Source organism: Bacteroides neonati, assembly GCF_000499785.1.
GTDB classification, from domain to species: domain Bacteria; phylum Bacteroidota; class Bacteroidia; order Bacteroidales; family Bacteroidaceae; genus Bacteroides; species Bacteroides neonati.
In genome coordinates this window covers 94,101-112,657 of record NZ_HG726024.1, presented here as the reverse complement: position 1 = coordinate 112,657, position 18,557 = coordinate 94,101, and the positions used below count along the sequence as shown (strand labels likewise).

Sequence of the window (18,557 nt, the reverse complement as noted above, 5' to 3'; positions counted from 1 at the left end):
TTATTCCTCCTCATATTTTCCGTTATAGTCCACTGAATGCAGACTGTTGGCGGCTCCACGCAACCACCGTTTCCGACATTCCTCCACCAGTGTCAATCTTCTGCCTTGGTCATCACGGATAGCCGGCGCAACGTCTTTCAGCACATCTATGATCGACCGTTTGTAGTGCATCATCTTTTCCAGCGACACCAGATCGGCGTAGATCTTCGTCAGCCGGGTATCCACCTGCCGGGCTACTTGCAATCTGTCCGACGACCATAATAGATGATAGACATCTTCGCTCTGATCTTCTTCAGATGGGGCACTCTTCATGTATTCCGTGCTTACTTGGCAGTTCGGATATTGTCTGGCTATCTCCGATATCCGATTGTTCACCTCTTTGGCTTTGTCCGCATCGCTCTTATTGGGGTCGAGCTGCAATACATCCACCACTTCCGTATCGGTATATTCCGCAGTCATTTCCCAACTGATTTGTATAATGGCACGGTGTATTTTGATACCCAGAAAATATTTCGGTTTCCGGGCAATGGTCACGGTCGCTTTGAAAGCGACAGTCCCCTTGATGTTGGGAGCGGTCGCTTTCCTCAGATAGCTGTAGCCTTCCCACCATCCGTCACCCTGCCATGATAGGCTATAAGCCGTCTGGCAGTCTTTTTGAATAGCCGGTATGCGATAATAGTCATCCGTCGGCACGGCATTATCTTCATTGGCTTCCGCACGGGCTTCTGCCAGCTCTTCCATCTTCTTTTGCCAACTGGCAAGCTCCGTTTGCAACTGGGTGATCCGGCTCTTATTCTGGTTATATTGTTGCCTGTACCTGGCCGCATCTTCCACACTGGCTGACGCTATCTTCTTGATCAGGTCGGCATTCTCATTTTCCAGTTGGTTTATCTGACTTTGCAGCAGACTGATTTGCTGTTGGTACTCTTTCTCTTTTTCATCCAGTTCGGACAATTCCAGATTTTCATTGCCCGAAAGGGAGGTTTGCATCACACACTCTTTAGTGTGGGCATTCAGACTGCCTCCACAGGTGCGGCATTTATAGGAGGTGGTACCGGAGATAAGCGTAGCCCCGTCATGACAGGTCACGCTGATGATGACACTTTCGCAACCTTTCAGCTTGGCGGCATCCGTTGCCTGATAATATTTCTTGGCATCACTACCTATGTAATAAGTATAGCCCTCTTCGTTATCATTGTATTCTGACAGCCTTGCGGTCAGTTCCGCCTTGAACGCATTCAAGTCCATGGTGTAGGAATCAAATAAATCCTCGTAAATCACTTCCGTATGATTCCAGCTCTTGGTCACGGAAATACTGTATGCGTAGGCTTTCTTCGTCTGTTTGCCGTTTCTTGAAATCACATAGCCGTTGCGCCAGTAGTTGATTGAATAGGTATAGCCGTCATTACCGCTATTCAGTTGGTTCACCTTCGCTCTCGACCATCCCGCGTACCTTTCCGAATTACTCAGTATTTGTTCCACCTGTGCCGCATTGGGATAAAAACCTGCATCGCTCGTTTCAAAGCGCACCCATTCACCTCCATTGATCACGCTGTTATCATCGGTGGGTGGGTTGTAGTTGCAGAGTGTCTCACTGCCGGCATCCCGTCGGTAGATATACCACCGTTGGGTATAATATTGTCCCACAGCCTCATGCAGATAGTCCGTCGTCCACGAGGTCAGGTTGTAGTTACTCATATTGAACAGGTTACTTACATTGTTCTCTCCGCCGACTAACGACAGCAAGGTGCCTCCGATGGATTTATCCATCTGCTCATAAAGCTTGTAGCTCCCTTTCACGGCATTAATCACCGTGTTGGTTTTTCCCTGAAGAAGCTCATTGAAACTGCTGCTACCCAATATCTGCTCCGACAGGTTATCACCTCCGGTAGTAGCCAGATTCACACCCATATTATACAATTTGTCTATATCCGCTTGAAGGTTCTCTTTGGTGAAATTACTTGAGATCTTACCAAAATCATCAAACATCGTTTGCCAGTCAATCTCTCCGGACTCGGAGAGTTTGAAGAGGGCGGCGACTCTTGGATCAAGTTCCAAAAAAGCGATGTCCTTGAAAGACAGTTCACTGTTGGTCACTACCGATTCAAACTGCATACAGAGACTCTTCGTCTCATTACAGATTTTCATCAGATAGCTGCCCCAATAGAGGGCAGTTTGCGGAGAGCGAAGCATCATTCCGGCCACCGTCCATATTTTGGGCATTATTTTCGTACTGACCAGCTTGTAGATGCGACGGTAATAATAGTTTTCCGTACTGCTGGTCAATATGCCCAGTTCGGTCATGCCTTTCCGGTCCATGTATTTGGATAGGAAGATACCTGCCGCTGCTACTTCTGCGGCACTGTACTTATCCAGAATCTTCTTTACCTGCTCGTTGTAGTAGACTTCGCTGGCCGTCTCTGCTCCGTAGGCTCCCACCATCGCTGCGATAGTCTTCTTGTCATAGTTGACACGCACATACTGTGCTTTCACCTGAATGGTAAAAACGCATATTATGACAAACAGGAGCAGATATCTTCTCATTATTGTTGATTCATTTTTTCTTGATTGCAGCTTTCATCGCATTCACCTCTTCCATCGCTTTCTTCTTATCCTCCTTCTTGAAATAGATAATAGAACTTAGCCATGCTATTTTTGCTTCCTCCGGTGACATTACTTTAGTTTTTCTATCTTTCTTCATCTTTTTATATTTTACTTACCCTACTTTAATTCTTCTTTTTCTCTTTTCCAATCCATGATAAGCCGGTTCAAAATCCGTCTCATTATTTGATTCTCAAATTCAGCACATGCCCTGCCTGATTCACTTTTTGTGCAAACGCCAGTGATTTGTCAATGCCGGACAAGTTCCAGTCCCGGCAATAGGCTTCGATGGCTTCCTGATGGCTGCATCCCAACTCCCGTTTATACAGTTTCAAGGCATCTTTTTCCGCCCGTTCCGTCGTGTAGGTCATGTAGCACTCTTTCGATTCCTCCACGCCATACACACCGCTGGTCATTCCTCTGCGGATAAACACCTCCTTGAAGAACGAGCGTCCTTCCTTGTTCTCCAGGCGATTGATGGTGAATATCTTCTTGCAGTCCACATCGGTCAAGCCGAGGATGGACTGTATATTGTCGAATCGTTCTCTGAACTTACTTTGGTCGAGCAGCATCACCACATCCGAGTTATTGATGATGGCTTCCTTTACCACCGGACTGTCGATAATGTCTTGAATCTCCTGTGTTACCACACCCACACTGGCCCAGAATTTACGGGCGGTTTTGTACATAAACTTAATGTATTCCGCCATCAGCGGAGAGGCGATTGCCTTCCATGCTTCCTCGATTACAAGGACTTTCCGATTGTTTTTCAGCCGCATTTTTTGTAAGAATACGTCCATGATAATAAGCGTAACTATCGGGAATAATTCTTTACTATCCTTGATCGCATCCACCTCGAATACAATGAAGCTTTCATTGAACAGTGTCGTGTCCACCTGATCGTTGAGTGTCTTTTCATATTTTCCGCCCTTATAGAAAGGTTGTATCATATAGGCGTATTTGTCATAGTCTATCTCGGTGATGTTGTTCTCCATGCAGATGATGTCCAGAAGTTCAATGGAGAACTCGTAGAAGCTATTGAATGAAAGTTCCTGCACCTTCAGTGCCTTCCGTCTCTCTTCCAACATGGACACCGTTCCAGGCACTTTAGCGAGTAAAGTTTCCGCATCCACACCCAGTATGGCTGCCTTACGCTTCGCTCCGTTGACAAGCTTTTTAGCCACAGCCTCCCTGCGTGCGGGGTCATAACCGCTGGAACCATTAAAGCAGACTTCGTAATACTCGTTGACCATCTGTTCGGCGATACGGATTTCAAGGTCGGTAGCCGTAGCATCCGAACCTTTCCATATCTGTAGAATCAGATTTTTCAAGAAATTGACTTTCTCTATATTCAGTTCTGCACGGTTGATGTGGAACGGATTCATGGTGATAGGCTTCTCTTCGGTATAGCTGATATACCGGCCGTTCAGGTATTCGCAAAGTCCCTCGTATGAATTACCCGTATCCACCATGACCACATCGGTATTCTGTTCATGGAGCTGCCTGACCACACTGTTCATATGGAAACTCTTACCGCTCCCGGAGGGGCCGAGGCAAAAGAAGTTGCTGTTATCCGTCAGCTTGTTAAGCCCTTCCTTTCCTGTGATATCAATAGCGACAGGCACACCTTGCCTGTCCGTATAGTAAATTTTAAGAGGCGTTTCCTCGTTGTGCTGGATGCGCTCCTTGTACATCAGGCAGGTGGCGGCATCACCGAGTGTCAGGAAGCGGTCATAGTCCGCATTCATGCCGTAGCAATTTCCGGGGAAAGAGTTGACAAAAAGTTCCAGTTGGTTATAGGCTCTCTTACTGATATGGATGCCTATACGCCCGAAGCAGTTCTCCAGATGGTTCGTCGGTTTCTGCAAGTCCACCTGCTTGTCGCAGCATACCACCAGGTTATAATGGGTGTAAACCAATTGCTTGCTTTCTCTGGCCACCGTCTCCTGCACACGCTTGATGTCTTCCACAGCCATCTCATTGGAGGGGTTCGGGATGCTCGCATGGCGGTTCTTCTTTTTGTCCAGCATAGCCAGTTCCCGTTTCTGATTGGGAATGAATATCATCTGATTATAGATCACGGTCTGTGCTTCGGGTATGCTGTCTATCATGGAAATCAAGTCTACCGGCATGCTGGTATTGTTCACCTCAATATTGGTATAGGGGCGGATCAGTCCAGGCAGATGGGTGCTGTCCACATCCACAAGGCTATATACCTTGCATTTATGGTCGCCCATCCCGATGCTTTCTTCATCCACCTTGAAGTTACTCATCGAGATATTCTTATCCGTAAAGTTCATGGAGAAACACCGGTCCACCAGCTCATTGGCGGCAGCTTTGTCCAGAAATTCCGATTGTACACCTGCGTCTCGCAACTGATCCTGTACCTTACGGATTTTCACAAGGAAGTCCTTCCATTTCTTATTGTCGAACGAGAACAGGCTACTCTTCCTGGCTTCCTGCGTGATAGTGAGGTACGAGCAACTATCCGTATATTGCCTTCCCTTGAAATATTCGAAATAGGATTTCGACAGAAACTCTTTCTTCTCCGCATCCGCAAATTCGAAGCGGTTCCGTGTGAAGATGTCCTGTTTGTGCAGGGCATACCCTTCACCTAAAGTCTGTGCGATGGCAGTGAATAGATGGGTGAACTCATAGTAACTATCAATATTCGCCGAGTACTTTTGTACCGGGTTATCCAGTTTCAGCACCGCCGAATATTCTCCCGTTTTGGTATAGATGACACCAATCCCATTCGTGTCTTCAACAGAAAAATAGATGTCCTGAAAGATACGCTGACGCTTACCTCCCGTACCGAAAGTATAGACTGATACGGCCATGCCTATAAGTAGTGCCACGAAAAAAAGGATTACATAGATTGTCATTGCTGCATTTTGTTTAGTGACTGCAATAGTTCGTTATTTACCTGTTTAGAAAAGATAGAAAAGACGCAACTGCATCTTTGCGTACTGTTTGGATAGTGTCCCGGTAATGATACCGTTCTCCATATCCATCATGTAGAATGACTGGCTGGTAGATTCGCTGCTGGTCAGGTATTCACCGCTTGGAATCTCAAACTGTCCCCATACAGCACCTCTTTCAGAGCAGCGAAGCTGATAGTACAAGGCTGTCATTTCAGCAAGAGAGGGCACATAGCTTCCCGGATGCCTTTGCGTTTCATCAATCATCACCTTTCGTGACAGGGACAAGCCTGTATCTGTCTCAGGAGCATCACCCGTAGCTTTCAACTGTGATTTGCCAATCAGTAGCGTGGTCAGTTCCGCACCATTTATATAACCAAGGGCACAATTCGTTCCGTATGGAATACCGGGCTTGAAGATAATTCTCTCCGTATCACCGACTCCCTGAGCCTGTTTGGGATTGACAATTCCTTCTTTCCGTTTTCCGTCAATGGTAGCGAACACCTTTCCACTGCTCAAGGAGCCGCTACCAAAACAGAGCCTTCCCTCACAGTCTTTCAGTGCCACCGCTTTACCACGTTTTCCATTGGTCTGAATGACGATTGCCACAGACGATGTGTCCCGCTTGCTGCTGATGTAGCCACCCTTTTGCAGATAATAGCCGACTTTCACGGTGTCGACCTCAGTCACCCTGTTATTGCCAAGGATGGCATGACGTGTGTCCACCCAACTGCTGTTTACGGTCAGTCCGTTGGCTGTCTTATGAAGATTTATTTGGGTCAAACTCCCTGCACGCAAAGGCGGTAGCGTAGTCTTGACCACATAATTTTTCTGGTTGATTTTTGCAAGGATGGTAACCACACCTGCCGTTTCCGTCGGAATCAGGTAATAATCAAACGATCTGCCATTGTTCAGCAGGCAGTCCGCTTGCCGGGCAGTGACGGAACCATCCGCTGCCATACCGAACCATCTGCCTTGATAGGGCAGATACATGGCTTTCGTATAAATGCTTTCACCGATGATATTCAACCCTTCAAGCCAATCCTGCACATCGTTGCTTCCACAGGTAATGCGAAGCAAAGCCATCGCACTGACCAGATTCACCTTTACTGATAGGGTTCGGCCATATTCACGTTGCACTTCCCTTCCGTACAGATTTTCCCCAAAAGGAGCATTCAGCAGAAGGGTATCCTTGTCCTTCACCCCTTTGCGGTACGGGTAACAGACGTATAGTCGTGCCGTCGAATCCGTAGCCACCGCATTCCGGTCACTTGTCTGATAGCTTCCGTTCTCATTCTTCATAAATGCCGTTCCCTGAAAAGCAGCCGATTCTTCCTCCGTGGCATCCTTCGGATTCGCATAAACCCCGATTGTAGACAACGCCTCCATTTCGTGCGTTGACAAACCTTCCATACTCACGGCAAAAGGACGTTTGGCATTGTCCCAATTTTCCCTTGTCTTTTCCGCTGTCTGCTGGGCTTCCAGTGAATGTTCCGCTTGGGTCTTTTTGCCACAGGATGACAACAAAATTGTTCCGATTAAAATAAATAGATACTGCATCGTAATTTAAATTTTCTGCATGATCTTATCACACTCTTTTTGAATAGGCATAAATGAATACCCCTTTGTCACTTTTCTTGCTATGCAGCCCTTTTTTCTGCTTGATGAAGACAAAAGCTGCACCTGTACCCAGCGCAAGAACCAATGTAATCAGACCCGCTAGAAATCCGATCAGGCAGTAGGCCACGATGAAGCCGATAATGGCTCCACCGATGGCACCTGCTGCCCAATAGATGTAGCGGCCCTGGACTCCCATGAATTCAAGCGGCTTTTGCAGCCCCTTGAACAGCGGGTATTCTGCATACCGACTGTCGGAGTTAGAGTCTGTGCCCATTGCCAGTTAGCTCGTTACACCAAAGAACAGCGGCAATGCTTGTGCGGCCGCCACAAGGAAGATACAAGCTCCCACAATCATCATGATGGACTTCTTGACATCCTGTTCCTCGTTGTTCATCTTGATATACACACTGATAGCACCTACAACCGCCACTACACCGGCAATGGCGTAACACAGTTTGACCACATACGGCACATACTTGGCAATTTCCGTCGTCACAGTCCCAAGGGCTGTAGTACCGGCGGTATAATCACCTGCCGAATTTTGAGCGATTGCAGCTGTCGTTCCGACAAACAGCATGAGAGACATCATTTTGATTCTCTCGGAAGAGCAAATACCCTTCATGGTTTTCTTGATTTTTTGAAACATTTTCTTACATTAATAATTAGTACACGGTTTTTACTCTTCTGCGCAGTCGAGTGTTTTTATATCTGATACCCAAAGAAGGAAGGAAATACGATGGAGGCACCGATCATGAAGATACAGGCACCTACCAGAAAGAGTATCTCTTTCGTTACTCCCTCTTCTCCGATATTCATTTTTATGTATATCTGAAGACTTGCTATCACAACCACTATCGCAGCTATGGCATAACCTAAGTAAAGCACGTACAGCATCATCGTTACCACGTAATCGTGCATCAACGCCAGTGCATCGGCTCCCCAGCTATAATCCACACCACCGCTTTTGGCGAGTGCGGACTGAACCGAAAACAAGCCAATCAAAACCAAAGAAGATCTCAGTCTTTTAGATAGCATCTCTAATCTCCGATTGGTTGTTTTCAGACGGCCCATTATCCGAAGCCTTCACTTCCCTCAGTCCCTTATTCTGACGTTGATTATCAAAAAGGATAACCTGTTGATTGACGAGATAGTCCTCGAATTGTGTTTCATCCATCACGACTTCGCTCTGAATATCCCCTTCAAGCATATTCTGACGAACATTATCCACCAGTTCTTCAGCTTTACTTTTCTCAGCGATTCCACTTTTATCGGCAACTTCACCCTTGTAAACTGTTCCACCCTTGTCAGTTGTTCCACCCTTGTAAGAATCATCACTTCCCTTTCCCTCTCTTCCCTGTTCTCTGGGTTGATTTGATTCTGAAAGATTTTCAAGGTCAGCTTGCGTTCCTATGATAAAGCTATCCCCGTCTTCTGTCACTGGAATTGGTTCTTCAATCTCCGACATAGTACCCATATCGAAAATCTCTTCCGTTTCACTCTCCTGACCTTTTTTACCGTACAGGTCTCGACTGATATTCACGCCATAGTAAATAATGTATGCTATGGTCAGCACAATGGCAAATATTGCAAATGGACTCATGTTGTTAAGCTGTTTTTGTTCGATTTCGGGGGCAAAGGAATGATGAAAACTTGCGGGAAATTCACAATCTCTTTGGAAAGTTCCCGTTTTTAACCTGTATTCCATTTTCAAACAAAAATCATACCTATAATCATACTCAGACGAAGAAAATAGCGGTTCTTTATATTAGGAAATGACATCTGTTCCAATTTCTTTTTCCTGTTTCCAGTAGCCATCACTCCCTTCATGCGAGAAAGTAGAATAAGTTGATGCAGGCAACTAACTTGTTGCGTGCGCAAAGGTAAAATCGGGTTTTGCTGGTCTGAACAAATTTTTTATATCAGAATCTCCATATAGCAGGAGGATTTCTATCAAAACCACTTGCGGCTCGACCTTGTTGGTCCGTGAAGAAGCCAGAAATACTTTTGCCACTAAAAACTAAACACTGAGTTGACGGCTTAGAAACAGCATATTGTGGAGGATTCAAAATCAGAGAGGACTCTCAATTAGCCTTTTCTAAATGGGGTATCTAGTATGATAAAAATGTGGGTAGGAAATGATAATTGACGTGGCTAAATAATATTAGAGATGTTGATTTCTATCGACGAAATATTTTAATTTGAGCAGAATGTGCAACTAATACTATATAAGCGTTATTAAGAACAGTATATGCCTGTTAGATAAATATTTGACTATTTGATAGAGCTTGTTATAATTTTCTATATCTTTGTATGAGATACCAATAATAGTTGTAATGAAGCAAAATCAAATCAATAGACTAAAAATAGTGCTTGTTGAACAAGGCCGATCAGGGAAATGGTTGTCTGAGAAATTAGGCAAAGATACATCAACCGTATCAAAGTGGTGTTCTAATAAGATACAACCATCATTAGAGACGCTTGATAAGATTGCGACCATATTGGGGATAGATAGACGTGAATTGATAAATAAAAGCAAGTAAATACATATGTCGTTTAGAAAAAATCTTGATAAATTCCGCAAGTATGCTCTCTCTGAAAGAGATAAAGGTGATAAGTTTGAGAAACTTATGCAAGCTTATTTGCAGACTGACCCTAAATATATAACGCTATTCTCGACTGTTTGGCTGTGGAATGAATTTCCATTCCGTAAAGATTTTGGAGGGAAAGATACCGGAGTTGATTTGGTTGCCCAAACTTACAATGGTGATTATTGGGCAATTCAGTGTAAATGCTTTACCGAAAATAACCTTTTAGATTACTGATAAAATGGCAGACAACTATAAAAATGAGTATTTACCACAACTTCAGAAAAGTGCAATTTATACCGAATTAAAGCAGAAATGTTCAGAAAATGATGCTGAAGTCATTGCTTTGGTTGATAGTGGCGTAGAATATGCCATCCTACGAACCAAAACAATAATCAAGCACATGGGAGAATTCACATTGCACGACAGTAGTCATCAATTTAGAGTTCTATATTTGATGGAAAAATTAGTACCAGAAAGCACGATTAAGAACTTATCTGTTCCTGAATTGATGTTATTAATCTTGAGTGCGTTTTTTCATGATATTGGAATGGCTCCAAGTGAAAAGCAAGTTCTAACGTGGAAAAAAATATGGGATACTGATCCAAAGTTAGAAGTAGATGAACAAGCAGATTATGATGAGTTTAAACGTTTTTATTTGGCACGTCCAGACCAGCAAGAAATTATTCAACAATTAATTTCAGCGGGCAACAGTTCTCAAGTTGATACTATAAAATCATATCTAATCACCGAATTTATTAGGAAATTCCATTCCGATAGAGCGAGGGATATTATTGAGAAAGATTGGAATGGTAAAATTAAATATAGAGATTCAGACCTTACATCTGAATTTGCTGCAATTTGCTTCAGCCATAATGAGGATACGTATTCTACACTTGAATTTGATAAAAATTATCTTTGTGCCGAAAATACTTATGCCTGCTTACCTCTTATTGCTATAGTTTTGAGAGTTGCGGATATTTTAGATTTTGATGCCAAAAGAACACCTGATGTTTTATTTTCCCATCTATATGTCAGAGAACCATTATCAATAAAAGAATGGAATAAACATCGAGCTGTTGAGGCATGGGAAATTAATACTGATATTATACAGTTTTCTGCCAAATGTACGCATCCGGTTATCGAAGCATCTATCCATCAATTTTGTGATATTATCGACAGTGAGTTAAGCATCTGTACTAATATTCTTTCATCTTTGAATGAATTTAATGCTACAAGGCGGCAATGTATTTCTCTTAAATTGCCATTCAAAGTTAATCGAGAGAAAATATCTACAAAAAAAGATATAAAAGGGAAACCCATATACATTTATCGAGACACTCAATTCAACCTAAGTAAGCGACAGGTAATTGATTTATTGATGGGAACAAAATTGTATGGTGACCCCGAAGTTGCCTTAAGAGAATTATTGCAGAACTCTATCGATGCCTGCCTGCTCAGGCAAGCTCAAGAGAAAAAGTGGGGAACTCCGTACCATCCTGAAATATTTGTAAAATACTATTCAGAGAATGGGTCTATGATTCTTGAAGTAGAAGATAATGGAACCGGTATGGATCAATACATCATTGACAATTACTATTCAAAGGTAGGAACCTCGTTCTATAAATCTACTGATTTTTATACACTCAAATCCGAAACAAAAGCAGACTTTACCCCAACGTCAAGATTTGGTATTGGTATCCTTTCCTGCTTTATGGTGGCAGATACAATGATTGTTGATACTAAAAGAATATATGCGCAGCATGGATCAAGCGGATCATTGAGCATTACTATTGAAGGGCAAGAAAGTATTTTCTTAATTAGAGAAGGAAAAAGAGAGCAACCGGGAACTACAACAAAATTGATACTCAGAAAATCCAATAACCCTTGGGAAAGAATGACTCCCGAGAGATTTGTACAATCAGTTGAAGCACTTATTCAGAATCCTCCTTTCAAGATAAATATTGAAACTGAAACCTCTATAAAAGTGCGTGATGAAAATAGCTTTAAAGAGCTTGATTTGTCTTCTATGATTGACTATACTTGGAAAGAAGAGAATGAAAATATTCACACATTTGATATTGCATTAAATAATGAAGGGTTCGGAATATGTGGTATCGTTAAGATAGCTATCATTGAAAAACATGATGCTCCAGTTCAAGAAATAAAAATTTTAGCGGTTAGTGTCAATGTTGACGGTGTTGACTACACATTAGATAAGAGAATTTCTATTATTGAGAATGAGATTAGGAATGAATCTAAAAATATAAGTGTCGGCGAAGACGGAGGTATTGATGTCCATGATTCAACCTCTACAATAGCAAAATCAAAATCAAAGATTTCTTTGCATGGAATAAATGTTCCCACTTCAGTTTTTCAAGAAAGTTGGCGGAGAAAAAACAATCAAGCAGCACTATCGTTTCCATTCCCAATGTTATTGATGGTTGATATTTGCGGTAAGCGAGATCTGGATCTTAACTCATCAAGAACAGAAATTCTTATTAGTGAGAAATGGTTCGATTTTGAAGAGACCTTGGCATACCTGATATGTTCTGAATTGAAAAGTCAAGTAACTGGCGATTATTGGGGTAAAATGAAGGATCTCCTATTGCAATCAAAGAATGAGAGTTTTCTGAATGGACTAAATCGAGTTAAGTAAAAATTCAAAAATATGGCAATATACAGTTATGTAATAAATAGCAAAAGTGCCATCGAGTGGATATGGAACGTTACGCTACCACCATCTACGAAGAGAGCGGTATCACCAATAGCCCCAACCTCTGGGTTGTCGAACACATCAATCCTCGCTACATCCTCGGCCTCCTATTCAATGTCATCCGCTTAAGCATAGACAGTGTAGAGATAATAAACAACTTACCGAAAATAACCTTTTAAATTACTGAGAAATGGAACATAAATACAACAAAGGATCCGAGTGGCGCAAATGGGATTTGCATGTGCATACTAAAGGAACTAACAAAAATGACCAATTCACGAGTGCCGATTTTAATAGCTTTTGTTACACCTTGTTTAAAAAAGCAAGTGAAAACAAAATAGCTGTGATAGGCATAACTGATTATTTTAGCATTGAAAACTACAAAAATGCGCTTAACTACAAAGATAATATATCAATTAGTTGCGGATTTTCAGAGGAAGAAGTAGAAGAAATAAGAAATATGCTTATTTTGCCTAATGTGGAACTCAGAATGCTTCCTGTAGGAGATAGGGGTAAGCTAATTAATATTCATTGTGTTTTCAATCCTGACTTTGTTAAAAATCTTGATAATGATTTTTTTAATTCATTGAAATGTGTCGGTGCAAGTCAACCATTTTTAATGAACAGGTTAGGAATAATATCACTAGGTAATTCATTGGGTTCACAAGGCGTGGGTATAGAGGCTTATAAAAAGGGGATTGATAACTTTGTGGTATCTCATGAAAGTTTGAAAGAATTACTTGTTAATAATACTGCATTAAGAGACAATGTGGTAGTTATTGTTAGTAACTCAAGTATAGATGGTGCGTCTTCTTTCCAAAAGCATTATGATTTATTTGAAAGTGAACAGGGATCATTAGATGCTGTAAGAAGGACTATTTATCAAATTTCAGAATGTATATTCTCAGGAAACCCAAAGGACAGAGACTTTTTTTTAGGAATCAAACATGATCCATCAGGAAAAATTATCGACAACACATCCAATGTAAAAGAAATGTGTGGATCTATCAAACCTTGCTTACATGGGTCTGATGCACACACTGAAGAAAAATTATTTTTACCGGATAACAATAGATTTTGCTGGATTAAAGCAGATCCGAATTTTGAGGGATTAAAGCAGGTGATAAATGAGCCTGAGGATAGAGTTTATATTGGAGATGAGCCTCCATTATTCAAACGAGTAAAAAATGATAGAACCAAATATCTCAATTCAATAAAAATAAACCCTGTTGCAACATATTCAGGACAACAGGGCAAGTGGTTTGATAATATTGAAATAGACTTGAATAAAGAACTTATAGCTATTATTGGAAATAAAGGTAGTGGTAAAAGTGCAATCGCAGATATGATAGCTTTATGCTCTAATCAAGAAAATCAAGAAGACTTTTCATTCTTAAATAAGAATAAGTTTAGACTTAAGAATTTAGCCTCACACTTTGAGGCTGAAATTTCTTTTGAAAATGGATCTTCAATCAAGAAAAATTTAGGCGATACAGATGTTGAAAGTTCCACAAAATTAATAAAATATCTTCCTCAGGGATATTTTGAAAAATTGTGCAATGAGATATCAAAAGTAGAAGCATTCAAAAAAGAGATAGAAGGTGTTGTGTTTCAATATGTAGATGAGACAGATAGATTAGGTGCTTCTGATTTTGATGCGTTAATAACTCAGAAAAAGCATAGCATCGATGAAAATATTAAACTAATCCATAGTGATATTGATACTCTATCAAGCCAATTATTTGAATTGGATAAAAAACGAAATCCAACATATAAAAAAGGAATTAAGGATCAGATCACACAAAAACAAGTCGAAATTGATGCTCTGACAATGCCTATTGCAGTAACTAACCCTAATGATAATCCCGAATTTTCTAAGGAAAACGAGGAGGTTGTCCGCAAAATTGAACAGATTGTAACGGATGTTAATTTATTTGAGGCCCAGATAGAAGGTTTCAAAACAGAAAAAACAAATCTACTCAATGAGCTCCAAATTTTATCTGTATTGAAGTCTAAGTTAATCTCGTTAAAAGAGCAATCAGAAGCTATTATCCGTGATAATAATATAGATGCACTTGGTTTATCTTGGGATAAGATAATAAATGTTGATATAGACACGAAACCTATTGAGGATATAGAAAAAGAGAAGAAGGAAAGAGTTATTGTTTTAGATATTGAGATTGGTTTGCGTGAGCAACCTGCTAATTCTACATTAATCCCTCTGTTTAAACAATTGGAGAATAAAAAATTACAAATAGAAGAAGAACAAAAAAAGTTATCAGAACCACAACAAGCATATCAAAAATATCAGGAAGAACTTACAGAGTATAATCAGAAGAAGAAAAATTTGGAGGGACAAGATGAAAATCCTTCTGTTAACACTCTTAAATGGCTTAAAAATGAGTTGTTATATTTAGAAAATAAGCTGTCATCTGATATTGAGTCTAAATTTAATGAAGTTATTGGAAAGATTCGTCAAATTCATCAAAGTAAGAAGGAAGTGGTTGATATTTATACTAATATCAAATCAAAAATAGATGCAAAAATCACAGGTAATGCAGACCTATTAGAAGGTTTTGAGATAACAATAAACGCATCGCTATCAATTAATCCTAATTTCAAGAATAGCATTTTGAGTCGTATCAATAAAAACATAAAGGGATCTTTTTATAACATTGAAAATGCAGAACTACGTCTTAGGAGGATTATTGAGTCTAAAGATGTTAATAATGTAGATTCTATGATAGAACTAATAAAAGAAATAAGAGATAATCTACTTTTTGATAAACGCGAAGGTCAAAATAATGAAAGTCGTAACATTGAAGATCAAATAACTGATGTGCTAAAATTTTACAAAGAACTATTTGCTCTTGATTATTTATCATTCAATTATCAATTGCAACAGAATGGAAAAAAATTAGAATGCCTGTCTCCTGGTGAGAAAGGTGCTTTGTTGTTAGTCTTCTATCTTTTGTTAGATATGGATAATAAACCATTAATTTTAGATCAGCCAGAAGATAACCTTGACAACGGTAGCGTGGCGAAGATTTTAGTAAAATTCATTAAAAGAGCTAAAAGTAAACGGCAAATCATAATGGTTACTCATAATCCAAATTTAGCTGTAGTAGCAGATGCCGAGCAGGTAATATATGTTAATATAGACAAAGAACACGAGAATTTATTCTCGTACGAATCAGGTTCAATTGAAAATATAAAGATAAATAAACGGATTGTTGATGTACTTGAAGGTGCAATGCCCGCATTTAATAAGCGTAAAGTAAAATACCATGAAGATAATCCACGCCGCTAATTGGCATTTGGGGCAGACGTTTTTTGAGTATAAATACCAAGGTGTATATAACTAATTCGTAACCTGTTATGATGCAGTCGTAAAGTAATCACCTATCAGTCAACAATTTATTTTCTACATATTCTTCAAACAAATATAAGAAGAAAACGGAAATGCAAGATGTTTTTCTTCGGTTTCTGCTACTTTATCCCAACACTTGGGTAAAGTAGCAGAAAAGCTTTCCAAAGGAAAACGTCATCGATGAAATCCATTCTGTCGAGACATTTCTGATAACATCTCAATACGGTCGTTAATTTCCTCTTTTATTTGGTGGCTCCAATAGCCATCAACCCCTGCTATATGTGCATATTGCTCGTAGTCACCGACAACACCGATTGCCTTTTCTATCAGGGAATCAGCCCCTTTTATATTGTATTTCTTAGCCACCTCAAGCAAATCTCCACGTTCAAAGGCAGAGTTTTTGTTGTTTATGGTCATGCAGTGACGGTTTACATATCCCGGTGCCGACGGATCGACCGAGAATGTAAAATCATACGTAGGGGTAATATGCCATACGCCGTCTTGCCCCATCATGAAGCTGAAATTCTTATTGTGGTCATCCACGTTTCCTCCAAGCACATTCATGGTCATGGACAGGAACAACCGCTGCATCTCCGCCGGCACGATACCGATGCGACAGGCGGTATCAAACAGGGACTCATAGCTGTCCGCTCCCGGATTCATTGCCGCCAAAGTCTGAATATGAATTTTCTCATTTCCTTTACGATCAAACCGTTCCGTCAGGAAATGCGCTTCCTTCTCGCCCTCAATCAGCATTGATGGCATCATTTCCATCCCCGCGTCCCGCGCCATCAGGTAATAGCTATATTCGATACGTGTTGTTGGCAGGTCAAGATGCTCATCAAATTTGATAATCATCGGGGTAAAGCCGGATGCGGGAGCGTTTACCTGTCCCGAATAGCACTCATTGGTTTCTGTATTCACATGGATGATTGCTTTCGCTCTACGGCCACCAGCCGATGTTCCCACCTTGAACAGGCTTTCAATCATCAAGTCGGGTTGCATCTCAGCCTTGAAGCCCTTAGCCTCGTTCAAGGCAGCATGGGCAAGCCTATGCAGGTCGGCAATCTCCACTTTAAACGGCTTTTCCATTTCTTCTGCGGCAGGAGGTATAAACTCCAACGCTCCCATACCTCGCCTACCGATGTATGCCAAGCGGTCAAGTGATGACAGGTCACGGGATTTTATATGATGCGCTTTCGCCCATTCATTGAATACCCTATTTCCCCAATGGTCAGGCAGTGAATCAGCTATGAAAGAGGGCAGACCACCAAAGATCTTACCATCCTCCGCATAGACAGGCAAGCCACGTTGAGCACTTACACCATTTATGGGGGCTTGCAGCGGAGCGATGTCATAACCGCCCTTTATAAAGTCACCGTCGAAATAGAAGCATACCTTTTCTTTGTATTTCTCCTTATAGGCTACCAACGTACCTACTTTTCGATTCCATAAAAATACATCAAGATTTTGTATCATTATCGTTTCTCCTTACTCTTTTAGGAATGAATTTATTTATCTGTTTCAGTGCCAGTGGCGGCATGGGCAATTCAGGCAGCAAATCACTGACACGTTGCTCCATACCGACTATCCGCAACAATGATATGAAATTATTCAGGGTCATATTCTGATTGACACCCTGTTCAAAATGGCTTATTGTAGCAAGGCTCACACCGGATTTCTCCGCCATTTCCTTTTGGCTCATCCGTGCGGCAAGCCTGTACTCCTTTATGCGCTTCGCTAAAAGTAGCATAATATCTTGGTTGGTAACATAATCTGCATTACTCATACATGGTATGATATTACTATTTAATTGCAAAATTAGAAAATAATATCCATATATTACTACTATCATGGAATTTTCTTCTTGTTTCGCAAGAAGTCATTCAAATCCTTGTAGAGTGGATAAGGCGCAAACATATCCTGAACTTTATCACCCAATAATTCATGTAAGGAGTCCACAACCCGTCTACCGGCATCATCATTGTCAAGATAACAATGAACGACCTTATATTTTCTAATTGGTTCGATGGCTCTGCTAACATTGCTTACCGAGTTCAGAACAATATAATCCATAGGCTCGCTACCTTCGGTTACTCTTCCCAATTTTACTAAAGTCAGGTAGGAGAGGTAATCCATAAACCCCTCAAACAGGCAACAGCAACGTACTCCTAATCTATCCGGTTTTCGGATGATGGATATATCCTTTGGCGCTATACACCCTTTAAAATAAGGATTACGGATTTCATAACCACCGGCAATATTTGGGAAAGCAACAGCGAAATACTCTTTTTTATTACAGGTATAATGAATTTCCTTACATTCGCATTCCCAAATATCCAAATCAATACCACGGGATTGCAGATATGATTTCAATGCTTCATTATTCAGATCCACCACTTTTACATTTCTGAACTGATCTGTTAGCCGTTCTCCACTCTGGGATATCGGAGTTCTGATTAGAGGAGCCAGTGCCGGTGCTGCCCCCTCTATGAGTTTGAGTAATCGAGACACATCTTTTGAATGGTAGAGTAATTCCGCCAAATCAATGATGTCACCACTTTGAGCAGTTCCAAAGTCATACCATACATTTTTATCTTTATTGACTTTGAATGACGGTGTTCTGTCTTCTCGATAAGGAGCGTGATACCAGGCAGACTTTGCCGTTTCCTTTGTAGGTGAAAAGCCGATGGCTCTCAGGTAGTCCACCAGGTCTATTTGCTTTATTTGAGCGATGTTCATAC

At 41.0% G+C, this 18,557-nt stretch carries 16 protein-coding genes; 5 read left to right on the top strand and 11 right to left on the bottom strand.

What is annotated here, in order from left to right:
* The 8 genes from TY03_RS15515 to TY03_RS21555 form a co-directional block, all read right to left on the bottom strand.
* Positions 1–2,544 (bottom strand): hypothetical protein, encoded by a 2,544-nt coding sequence (locus TY03_RS15515; RefSeq protein ID WP_042371607.1) that lies wholly within the window; start codon positions 2,542–2,544, stop codon positions 1–3.
* A 10-nt stretch (positions 2,545–2,554) separates the two neighbouring features.
* A complete protein-coding gene (locus TY03_RS22525; protein WP_154663603.1) occupies positions 2,555–2,701 on the bottom strand; it encodes a hypothetical protein in 147 nt (48 codons plus the stop codon).
* Between the two features lie 82 nt (positions 2,702–2,783).
* Entirely contained in the window at positions 2,784–5,486 is a 2,703-nt protein-coding gene (locus tag TY03_RS15510) for a TraG/VirB4 family ATPase (RefSeq protein ID WP_042371605.1), read from the bottom strand.
* A 45-nt stretch (positions 5,487–5,531) separates the two neighbouring features.
* Positions 5,532–7,082 carry a fimbrillin family protein gene (locus tag TY03_RS15505; protein ID WP_042371604.1) on the bottom strand — a complete coding sequence of 517 codons (1,551 nt, stop codon included), beginning with the start codon at positions 7,080–7,082 and terminating at the stop codon, positions 5,532–5,534.
* Between the two features lie 28 nt (positions 7,083–7,110).
* Positions 7,111–7,416 (bottom strand): DUF4133 domain-containing protein, encoded by a 306-nt coding sequence (locus tag TY03_RS15500; RefSeq protein WP_042371603.1) that lies wholly within the window; start codon positions 7,414–7,416, stop codon positions 7,111–7,113.
* Positions 7,417–7,422: 6 nt separating this feature from the next.
* Positions 7,423–7,788: a DUF4134 domain-containing protein gene (locus TY03_RS15495; RefSeq protein ID WP_042371602.1), complete on the bottom strand. Its 366-nt coding sequence runs from the start codon at positions 7,786–7,788 to the stop codon at positions 7,423–7,425.
* Between the two features lie 56 nt (positions 7,789–7,844).
* Entirely contained in the window at positions 7,845–8,177 is a 333-nt protein-coding gene (locus tag TY03_RS15490; RefSeq protein WP_042371601.1) for a DUF4134 family protein, read from the bottom strand.
* Positions 8,167–8,847, bottom strand: coding sequence for a hypothetical protein (locus TY03_RS21555; protein ID WP_052332511.1), 681 nt, complete (start codon positions 8,845–8,847; stop codon positions 8,167–8,169). Before TY03_RS21555 ends, TY03_RS15490 begins: the two co-directional genes overlap by 11 nt.
* A 628-nt stretch (positions 8,848–9,475) precedes the next feature.
* Here TY03_RS21555 and TY03_RS15480 point away from each other — a divergent pair.
* The 5 genes from TY03_RS15480 to TY03_RS15465 all read left to right on the top strand — a co-directional run bounded on the left by TY03_RS15480 (position 9,476) and on the right by TY03_RS15465 (position 15,753).
* Positions 9,476–9,682 carry a helix-turn-helix transcriptional regulator gene (locus TY03_RS15480; RefSeq protein ID WP_042371600.1) on the top strand — a complete coding sequence of 69 codons (207 nt, stop codon included), beginning with the start codon at positions 9,476–9,478 and terminating at the stop codon, positions 9,680–9,682.
* 6 nt (positions 9,683–9,688) lie between these two features.
* On the top strand, positions 9,689–9,964 hold the full coding sequence (locus tag TY03_RS15475; protein WP_042371598.1) for a restriction endonuclease: 276 nt from the start codon (positions 9,689–9,691) through the stop codon (positions 9,962–9,964).
* Positions 9,965–9,968: 4 nt separating this feature from the next.
* Positions 9,969–12,386: an HD domain-containing protein gene (locus tag TY03_RS15470; RefSeq protein WP_042371597.1), complete on the top strand. Its 2,418-nt coding sequence runs from the start codon at positions 9,969–9,971 to the stop codon at positions 12,384–12,386.
* A 62-nt stretch (positions 12,387–12,448) separates the two neighbouring features.
* Complete coding sequence (locus tag TY03_RS22520; RefSeq protein WP_222860405.1) at positions 12,449–12,622, top strand: hypothetical protein; 174 nt, start codon at positions 12,449–12,451, stop codon at positions 12,620–12,622.
* Positions 12,623–12,633: 11 nt separating this feature from the next.
* Entirely contained in the window at positions 12,634–15,753 is a 3,120-nt protein-coding gene (locus TY03_RS15465) for a TrlF family AAA-like ATPase (RefSeq protein WP_042371596.1), read from the top strand.
* Positions 15,754–15,987: 234 nt separating this feature from the next.
* On the opposite strand, the gene TY03_RS15460 is transcribed toward TY03_RS15465, so the two are convergent.
* From TY03_RS15460 to TY03_RS15450, 3 genes are all read right to left on the bottom strand, one after another.
* Entirely contained in the window at positions 15,988–17,292 is a 1,305-nt protein-coding gene (locus TY03_RS15460; protein ID WP_042371594.1) for a type II toxin-antitoxin system HipA family toxin, read from the bottom strand.
* Positions 17,276–17,602, bottom strand: a complete 327-nt coding sequence (locus TY03_RS15455) for a helix-turn-helix domain-containing protein (protein ID WP_042371593.1) — start codon at positions 17,600–17,602, stop codon at positions 17,276–17,278. The genes TY03_RS15460 and TY03_RS15455 overlap by 17 nt, the downstream gene beginning before the upstream one ends.
* A gap of 62 nt (positions 17,603–17,664) precedes the next feature.
* Positions 17,665–18,555 carry a toprim domain-containing protein gene (locus TY03_RS15450; RefSeq protein ID WP_042371825.1) on the bottom strand — a complete coding sequence of 297 codons (891 nt, stop codon included), beginning with the start codon at positions 18,553–18,555 and terminating at the stop codon, positions 17,665–17,667.
* Between the last annotated feature and the right edge of the window lie 2 nt (positions 18,556–18,557).

Excerpts from the sequence above, each read along its gene's own strand:
- TY03_RS15505 (WP_042371604.1), bottom strand. The coding sequence starts at position 7,082 with ATGCAGTATCTATTTATTTTAATCGGAACAATTTTGTTGTCATCCTGT.
- TY03_RS15455 (WP_042371593.1), bottom strand. The coding sequence starts at position 17,602 with ATGAGTAATGCAGATTATGTTACCAACCAAGATATTATGCTACTTTTA.
- TY03_RS15450 (WP_042371825.1), bottom strand. The coding sequence starts at position 18,555 with ATGAACATCGCTCAAATAAAGCAAATAGACCTGGTGGACTACCTGAGA.
- TY03_RS15510 (WP_042371605.1), bottom strand. The coding sequence starts at position 5,486 with ATGACAATCTATGTAATCCTTTTTTTCGTGGCACTACTTATAGGCATG.
- TY03_RS15500 (WP_042371603.1), bottom strand. The coding sequence starts at position 7,416 with ATGGGCACAGACTCTAACTCCGACAGTCGGTATGCAGAATACCCGCTG.
- TY03_RS15470 (WP_042371597.1), top strand. The coding sequence starts at position 9,969 with ATGGCAGACAACTATAAAAATGAGTATTTACCACAACTTCAGAAAAGT.
- TY03_RS15480 (WP_042371600.1), top strand. The coding sequence starts at position 9,476 with ATGAAGCAAAATCAAATCAATAGACTAAAAATAGTGCTTGTTGAACAA.
- TY03_RS15515 (WP_042371607.1), bottom strand. The coding sequence starts at position 2,544 with ATGAGAAGATATCTGCTCCTGTTTGTCATAATATGCGTTTTTACCATT.
- TY03_RS22525 (WP_154663603.1), bottom strand. The coding sequence starts at position 2,701 with ATGAAGAAAGATAGAAAAACTAAAGTAATGTCACCGGAGGAAGCAAAA.
- TY03_RS15495 (WP_042371602.1), bottom strand. The coding sequence starts at position 7,788 with ATGTTTCAAAAAATCAAGAAAACCATGAAGGGTATTTGCTCTTCCGAG.
- TY03_RS21555 (WP_052332511.1), bottom strand. The coding sequence starts at position 8,847 with ATGGAATACAGGTTAAAAACGGGAACTTTCCAAAGAGATTGTGAATTT.
- TY03_RS22520 (WP_222860405.1), top strand. The coding sequence starts at position 12,449 with ATGGAACGTTACGCTACCACCATCTACGAAGAGAGCGGTATCACCAAT.
- TY03_RS15475 (WP_042371598.1), top strand. The coding sequence starts at position 9,689 with ATGTCGTTTAGAAAAAATCTTGATAAATTCCGCAAGTATGCTCTCTCT.
- TY03_RS15460 (WP_042371594.1), bottom strand. The coding sequence starts at position 17,292 with ATGATACAAAATCTTGATGTATTTTTATGGAATCGAAAAGTAGGTACG.
- TY03_RS15465 (WP_042371596.1), top strand. The coding sequence starts at position 12,634 with ATGGAACATAAATACAACAAAGGATCCGAGTGGCGCAAATGGGATTTG.
- TY03_RS15490 (WP_042371601.1), bottom strand. The coding sequence starts at position 8,177 with ATGCTATCTAAAAGACTGAGATCTTCTTTGGTTTTGATTGGCTTGTTT.